Origin of the sequence: Photobacterium sp. OFAV2-7 (assembly GCF_022347985.1) — a bacterium.
GTDB lineage: Bacteria > Pseudomonadota > Gammaproteobacteria > Enterobacterales > Vibrionaceae > Photobacterium.
The window spans coordinates 1-5,495 of sequence record NZ_JAKRFQ010000293.1; the positions used below are offsets into that span (position 1 = coordinate 1).

Genomic DNA, 5,495 nt, shown 5'->3' on the forward strand with positions numbered 1-5,495 from the left:
AAGCTGGGGCTGGCTCCGGAGCAGTGCGTCGTATTTGAAGATACTTTACTGGGAATAGAAGCTGCACGTAACGCTGGCATGGATTGTATTATGGTCAAAGATGGTCAACTTTATGTTGTTGATAGCCATGTTTTTGATAACCATGTCGTTAATAACCGGGATAGTGCCACTTAGCCTGCCTATACCGATATCAGGTGCCAAAGCAATGTATGGCACAGCTCTTTGATGTATTTTTGTTGCAGAACGAGCTTGTCATTACCCAATGTTATTCTCAGCTCGGCATAACTACTGAGTGTATCAAGTGCAGCTGCCTCGATATTTTGGCCGTTAGCCACCGCATCATTGATGGCTATTTCGATCTCATGGCTGGTTAATAGCTGAATGCTGAGATCAAATCGATGGGCTTGCCTGAGTCCATTATTTACCGCTGTTTGATCCCTGAGCTGTTCCAGCTGGTACTGAACGGAATCGCGGGCTCGGTAAAACCGGATCATTTCTGTTTCGAATTTCTCTCGTTCAATACGATAACGCGGTATCAGCAGGTGTTGTTCGTTGCATGCCCTCGTTTGGTTATAGGTATTCTCGTTTAACGTCGTGATCCCAGCTAGCATGACAGCCTCATCTTTTATAAAAAAGGCCTGTCGAAACAGGCCAAGAGATAGGAGTGTTTTACTCAGTGTTTCTCGGGGGGCTTTTTCTATTACCAGTATTTGTTTATTTCGGTGCGCAGTGCCTCTGCGGTCTGCTTGCCGGTATCACTGGCTAGTGCCCGGCCAGCGATAAAGGTCTTGGCTTTGATCCCTTCGAACAGGTGAATGTCTTGCGGTACGATGCCGCCAGTGATGGAGACTTCCAGGCCCAGTTCCGAAAGAACGCGCATGCGGTTAATATCCTCGTCCGTCCAGCTTACCCCGGCAAGTTCGGCATCGCGTGAACGGTGGTAAATGGCCTGCTTGATACCGAGATCAACCCACGCCTGGGCATCTTCCAGGGTCCAGTTGCCGTATAGCTCGATTTGGATCTCACCGCCTAGTTCATCGGCAATCTTTTTACATGCTTCAATGGTGGCAATGTGTGCTGCGGCAGAAACGGTAAGCCAGTCAGCTCCGGCTTCAAATGCCATGCGTGCCAGAATAGCGCCGCCATCGGTGGTTTTCATATCACAGACAATAATATGCTCGGGGTGGTTGGCGCGAAGGGTGCGAACAGCATTCATGCCTTCGGCAAAAGCAAGAATAGTACCGACCTCAATAACATCAACGAAACTTTCTACGTTATTAGCAACCGAAACAGCAGTATCAAGATCGGTAGAATCAAGTGCAATCTGGATTAATGGTTTAGTCATGATTATTTCTCTCAAACGTTTTAAAAATTAATGTTACTTCTGGCCATAATATGCATTCTTGCCATGCTTACGGTTGTAATGCTTATCCGATAGTTCTTGCTGTACTTTTATGCCGCTATTTAAAGAGCGTGTTGCAAGTGCCATTGCAGCTACTTCTTCCAGTACGACGGCATTATGGACGGCATCGTGGGCATTTTTACCCCAGGAGAAAGGTGCGTGGCCTGAAATAATGGCGCTGGGTACGGCCTTCGGATCAATGTCCCGGCGACTAAATTCTTCAATGATGACCAGTCCGGTATTTTTTTCGTAATCTGTGTCTATTTCGGTTGGGGTTAGCTGGCGAGTGCAGGGAATATCGCCATAGAAATAATCAGCATGCGTGGTACCCAGCGCTGGAATGTCGAGTCCGGCCTGTGCCCATACTGTCGCATTTCTTGAGTGAGTATGAACAATACCGCCGATAGAGCCGAATGCTTTGTAAAGCTCAATATGGGTCGCGGTATCACTGGACGGATTTAATGTCCCTTCGATAACATTGCCGTCTAAATCGACAATGACTATATCATCCGCATTCATGACATCGTATTCTACCCCTGAAGGCTTAATGGCAATGATGCCCTTATCGCGATCTATTTCAGATACGTTTCCCCAGGTGAAGGTGACTAAATCATATTTCGGCAGCAATAAATTTGCTTCCAGTACTTTTTCTTTCAGTGCTTGGTACATAGTAACTCTCTTATTGGGAGGCGTTTCCAATCAGGCCTCAACAAGTGCTGCATCAATGACCTCGTAGACATCTTCCTGGCTGCGGCAGGCGCGGAGTTTGTCTAGATCGACACCGGTTTCACTGTCGTCATCTTCCAGTACCTGGGTTACTTCCATCAGGCCTTCCATATGTTGGTCCGAGGAGCTGCCCGCCAGAGTGACCATGACATCCACCGGCTCATCTTCGCCATCAAAAAATACCGGCTCTTTCAGGGTTACCAGTGCAAAGGCGGTACGGTTAACACCGTCTTCAGGGCGGGCGTGCGGCATGGCAAAGTTAGGGGCAATAACAATGTAGGCACCGAGTTTTTCTACGCTGCGGATAATGGCGTCGTGATAGCTTTGCTCAACAGCGCCGGATGCTATCAGCATGTCGGTGCCCAGCTTGATAGCCTCACGCCAGTTAGCTGCATCTGCCTGCAGGTTGATAGAGTTGTTTTCGATAAGTGATTGTTTAAAGTTCATTGCTCGACTCCCTTTCCTGCCAGCCTGTCGGCTGGCAGGATTATCTTTCTAGTGATCAGTTGTTGTTAGCTAGCGAAGTTTTTGTTGATAAGGCCCAGTAGCTCGTCGCCGAAGGAGTTCGGGTTCAGCATGTTCTGCACTCCGAGGACAAACTTGCCTTCACCGGCGTCCATTTCTCCCGCCAAGTGTTTTGACGACACGATAATGTCGGTGTTGGCGAGTTTCGACTTGTAGTCCGAGACTGCACATGAATCCATTACATGCGGGATCCCTTTCTTCTCCAGGTATTTACCAATTTTCATTTTCATCATCATGGATGAGCCCTGGCCATTACCGCACACGGCAAGAATACGGATGGCACGACCTTCAGCGCTTGCGATAGCCTGGTCGGCAATTTCTGCCACCTGTTCGTTGCTTGAGTCTGTTGCCACGGTTGCGGCTTCTGTTGCTTCGGTATCTTCTTCTGCACGTAGGGCTTTAGAGGCGAAGAACATGTAGACGCCAGCCAGAGCAAGCAGGACAAAGAAGAACATGGAAGATGAGGACAGACCTTGCATGATTGGCGGGAATACCAGTGCCCAGTCAGCCATACCCATCCAGCCGTTGAATTCAGTGCCGTACTGGCTAAAGAGGTGAATTGCCCAGGCAGAGCCGACAACCTCGATAATGCCCATGACGAAACAGATCTTCATGACCGCTTTCCAGCCACCGAAGTGGTTGGCAAATACACCGATAGTGGCGTTCGAGAAGAACATCGGGATAAAGCCCGGGATGATCATGATTGGCGCGTCGAAGGCCAGCATGGCAAGTACTGCAACGAACTGGCCGATAGCACCCCACATGAAACCAAATACCATCGCATTTGGAGAGAAGGCGTAGATGGCGGCACAATCGATGGCCAGCACCGCATTAGGAATAACGCGCTCGGAGATCCCCTTGAATGCTTCAGACAGCTCGGCAACAAACATGCGTACACCGGCAACAATGACCTGAATGGCTACGGCAAATTTAAGGCCGGTTTCAAGAATGTAGATGCTCCAGTGGGTTTTGCCTGCCATGGCCTGGAGGTTATCCAGACCAAAAGAAAGCAGAATGATGCCGAAGAATACCGTCATCACGATGGCGGTGGCTGCAATGCTGTCATGGAAGATATGAAGCCATTTCGGTAGCTCGATATGATCAACGCTGTCGTCTTTATTACCAAGCTTTGGTGCAACTTTGGTGGCAATCCAGGATGCAATCTGCTGCTGGTGACCAATAGAGAAGCCTGCTCCGCCGGTGACTTCCTCCGTTGGCTTGAACATGATGTTGGACGAGATGCCCCAGTAGAGTGCCATCAGTATTGCTGAGTAGATGATGGTTTCCCACATGGATGCGCCAAGTACAAAGTAGAACACTGCCACCAGGCCTGCCTGTTGGAACATGATGTGGCCGGTGAGCATGATGGTGCGAATACCGGTAAAGCGGCGGAATACCACAAGCAGGATATTAATGCCCAATGCCATGAGTACGGCGTAACCGACCCAGGAGTAATTCTCTCCCATGGTTTCCATGGTCGCCATCATGGTGGTGTAGGGGTCAATGACCGAGCCGGTGAGATTGTGGTATTCGGAAAGTTTTTCGATAACCGGTTTAAAGCCTTTTACCAGGGTACCGGCACCGACCTGTACCAGCATAAAGCCGACAATCGTTTTGATTGTGCCTTTAATTATGGTGGTGTTGTCACGTTTTAAAAGGAAGTAGCCGATGCATGTTACTAGCCCCAGGAGTAGCGGCGCTTTGGTCATGACCTGGCTGTAAAAGATATAGAAGATGTCGTATAGGGTTTCCATTATGATGCTCCATCGCTTCATGTAAATGGGGTGATTGGCTTAATGCCGTTTCTTATTCTCTGATCTATCTACCTGTTCTCTGTTCGCGTAATCACCATAGCAATCATAAATAATCACAAAAAGACTGTTTGTGATTTTATGTGAGTGCGATCTCGTGTCTGTTGTCTTGGTTTTGATCAAAATCAATTTTGACAAATTTGTCTGTTTTTCTACGTCACATTGTTACTCAAACCCCATTTAGCCCTGTAAAATAGGGCTTTGTTGCTAAGTTTCTGTAATGTATAGAGATGCTTTTGAGGGATTGTATCGTCTGTTCATCACTCAAATTGAAATCAGATCCTAATCACAAAATGCTCATTCTAATCATTGATAATCATTTTTGTGATTGTTATAGTCAGGGTGTGTCATGAGTTGTCACAGAGTGAGTTAAATATATGACTGAGTCACAGCGCCATAATGCGTTACTGGATCTTCTTAATCAGAAAGGTTCGATCACTGTTTCGAGCCTGATTACAAAGTTTGGTGTTTCTCCTGCGACAGCTAGAAGAGATATCAATAAGTTAGATGAGAAGGGAAAGCTGAAGAAAGTACGCAATGGTGCTCAGGTGGTGGATCACCAGCGTACCTATTGGTCGCCAATGAATATTCACCAAACACTCAATCATGATGAGAAAGTCCGTATATCACAATATGCGGCAAATATGTGCTCACCTGGTGACAGTATCGTGATTAATTGTGGTTCTACAGCCTTCTTGCTGGGCAAAGAAATTTGCGGTCGCGATATTCAGGTGATCACTAATTACTTCCCGCTGATGCGATACCTCATCGGACAGGACCATGATGGCGTGGTGATTGTCGGCGGGCAGTACCACAAAACACGCAGTTTAATTCTCGCACCCCATCAGGAGATGACATCGTTTTACGCCGGGCACTATATGTTCACCAGCGGCAAGGGCCTGACGGCGGAAGGACTTTATAAGATGGATATGCTCTCGGCGATGGCCGAGCACAAAATGCTTAATCAGGTCAGCAGGCTGGTTGCCTTGGTCGATAGCTCGAAAGTGGGCCAGAGAGCGGGATTGCTGTTT

Annotated in this window: 7 protein-coding genes; 2 read left to right on the forward strand and 5 right to left on the reverse strand. The window is 47.9% G+C overall.

All coding sequences use genetic code 11. The features are described 5' to 3' along the window. A partial coding sequence (locus tag MHN01_RS14970) for an HAD-IA family hydrolase (RefSeq protein ID WP_239412086.1) occupies nt 1-174 on the forward strand: 174 nt, incomplete at its 5' end. A gap of 5 nt (nt 175-179) precedes the next feature. Here the strand turns inward: MHN01_RS14970 and MHN01_RS14975 are convergent. From MHN01_RS14975 to MHN01_RS14995, 5 genes are all read right to left on the reverse strand, one after another. Next, the gene (locus MHN01_RS14975) at nt 180-611 is read right to left on the reverse strand and encodes a phosphoenolpyruvate-utilizing N-terminal domain-containing protein (RefSeq protein ID WP_239412080.1); all 432 of its coding nucleotides are present in this window, start codon (nt 609-611) and stop codon (nt 180-182) included. Between the two features lie 89 nt (nt 612-700). Next, nucleotides 701-1,345 (reverse strand): 3-keto-L-gulonate-6-phosphate decarboxylase UlaD, encoded by a 645-nt coding sequence (locus MHN01_RS14980; protein WP_239412081.1) that lies wholly within the window; start codon nt 1,343-1,345, stop codon nt 701-703. Nucleotides 1,346-1,378: 33 nt separating this feature from the next. Next, nucleotides 1,379-2,071: an L-ribulose-5-phosphate 4-epimerase gene (locus MHN01_RS14985; RefSeq protein WP_239412082.1), complete on the reverse strand. Its 693-nt coding sequence runs from the start codon at nt 2,069-2,071 to the stop codon at nt 1,379-1,381. A 30-nt stretch (nt 2,072-2,101) separates the two neighbouring features. Beyond that, nucleotides 2,102-2,575, reverse strand: a complete 474-nt coding sequence (locus tag MHN01_RS14990; protein WP_239412083.1) for a PTS sugar transporter subunit IIA — start codon at nt 2,573-2,575, stop codon at nt 2,102-2,104. A 65-nt stretch (nt 2,576-2,640) separates the two neighbouring features. After that, entirely contained in the window at nt 2,641-4,407 is a 1,767-nt protein-coding gene (locus MHN01_RS14995) for a PTS ascorbate-specific subunit IIBC (RefSeq protein WP_239412084.1), read from the reverse strand. 434 nt (nt 4,408-4,841) lie between these two features. Here MHN01_RS14995 and ulaR point away from each other — a divergent pair. Continuing rightward, nucleotides 4,842-5,495, forward strand: a 654-nt coding sequence (ulaR, locus tag MHN01_RS15000) for an HTH-type transcriptional regulator UlaR (protein ID WP_239412085.1), incomplete at its 3' end; no start/stop codon positions are given.

Coding starts and splice junctions, on each gene's coding strand:
- MHN01_RS14990 (WP_239412083.1), bottom strand. CDS start 2,575: ATGAACTTTAAACAATCACTTATCGAAAACAACTCTATCAACCTGCAG.
- MHN01_RS14995 (WP_239412084.1), bottom strand. CDS start 4,407: ATGGAAACCCTATACGACATCTTCTATATCTTTTACAGCCAGGTCATG.
- MHN01_RS14985 (WP_239412082.1), bottom strand. CDS start 2,071: ATGTACCAAGCACTGAAAGAAAAAGTACTGGAAGCAAATTTATTGCTG.
- MHN01_RS14975 (WP_239412080.1), bottom strand. CDS start 611: ATGCTAGCTGGGATCACGACGTTAAACGAGAATACCTATAACCAAACG.
- MHN01_RS14980 (WP_239412081.1), bottom strand. CDS start 1,345: ATGACTAAACCATTAATCCAGATTGCACTTGATTCTACCGATCTTGAT.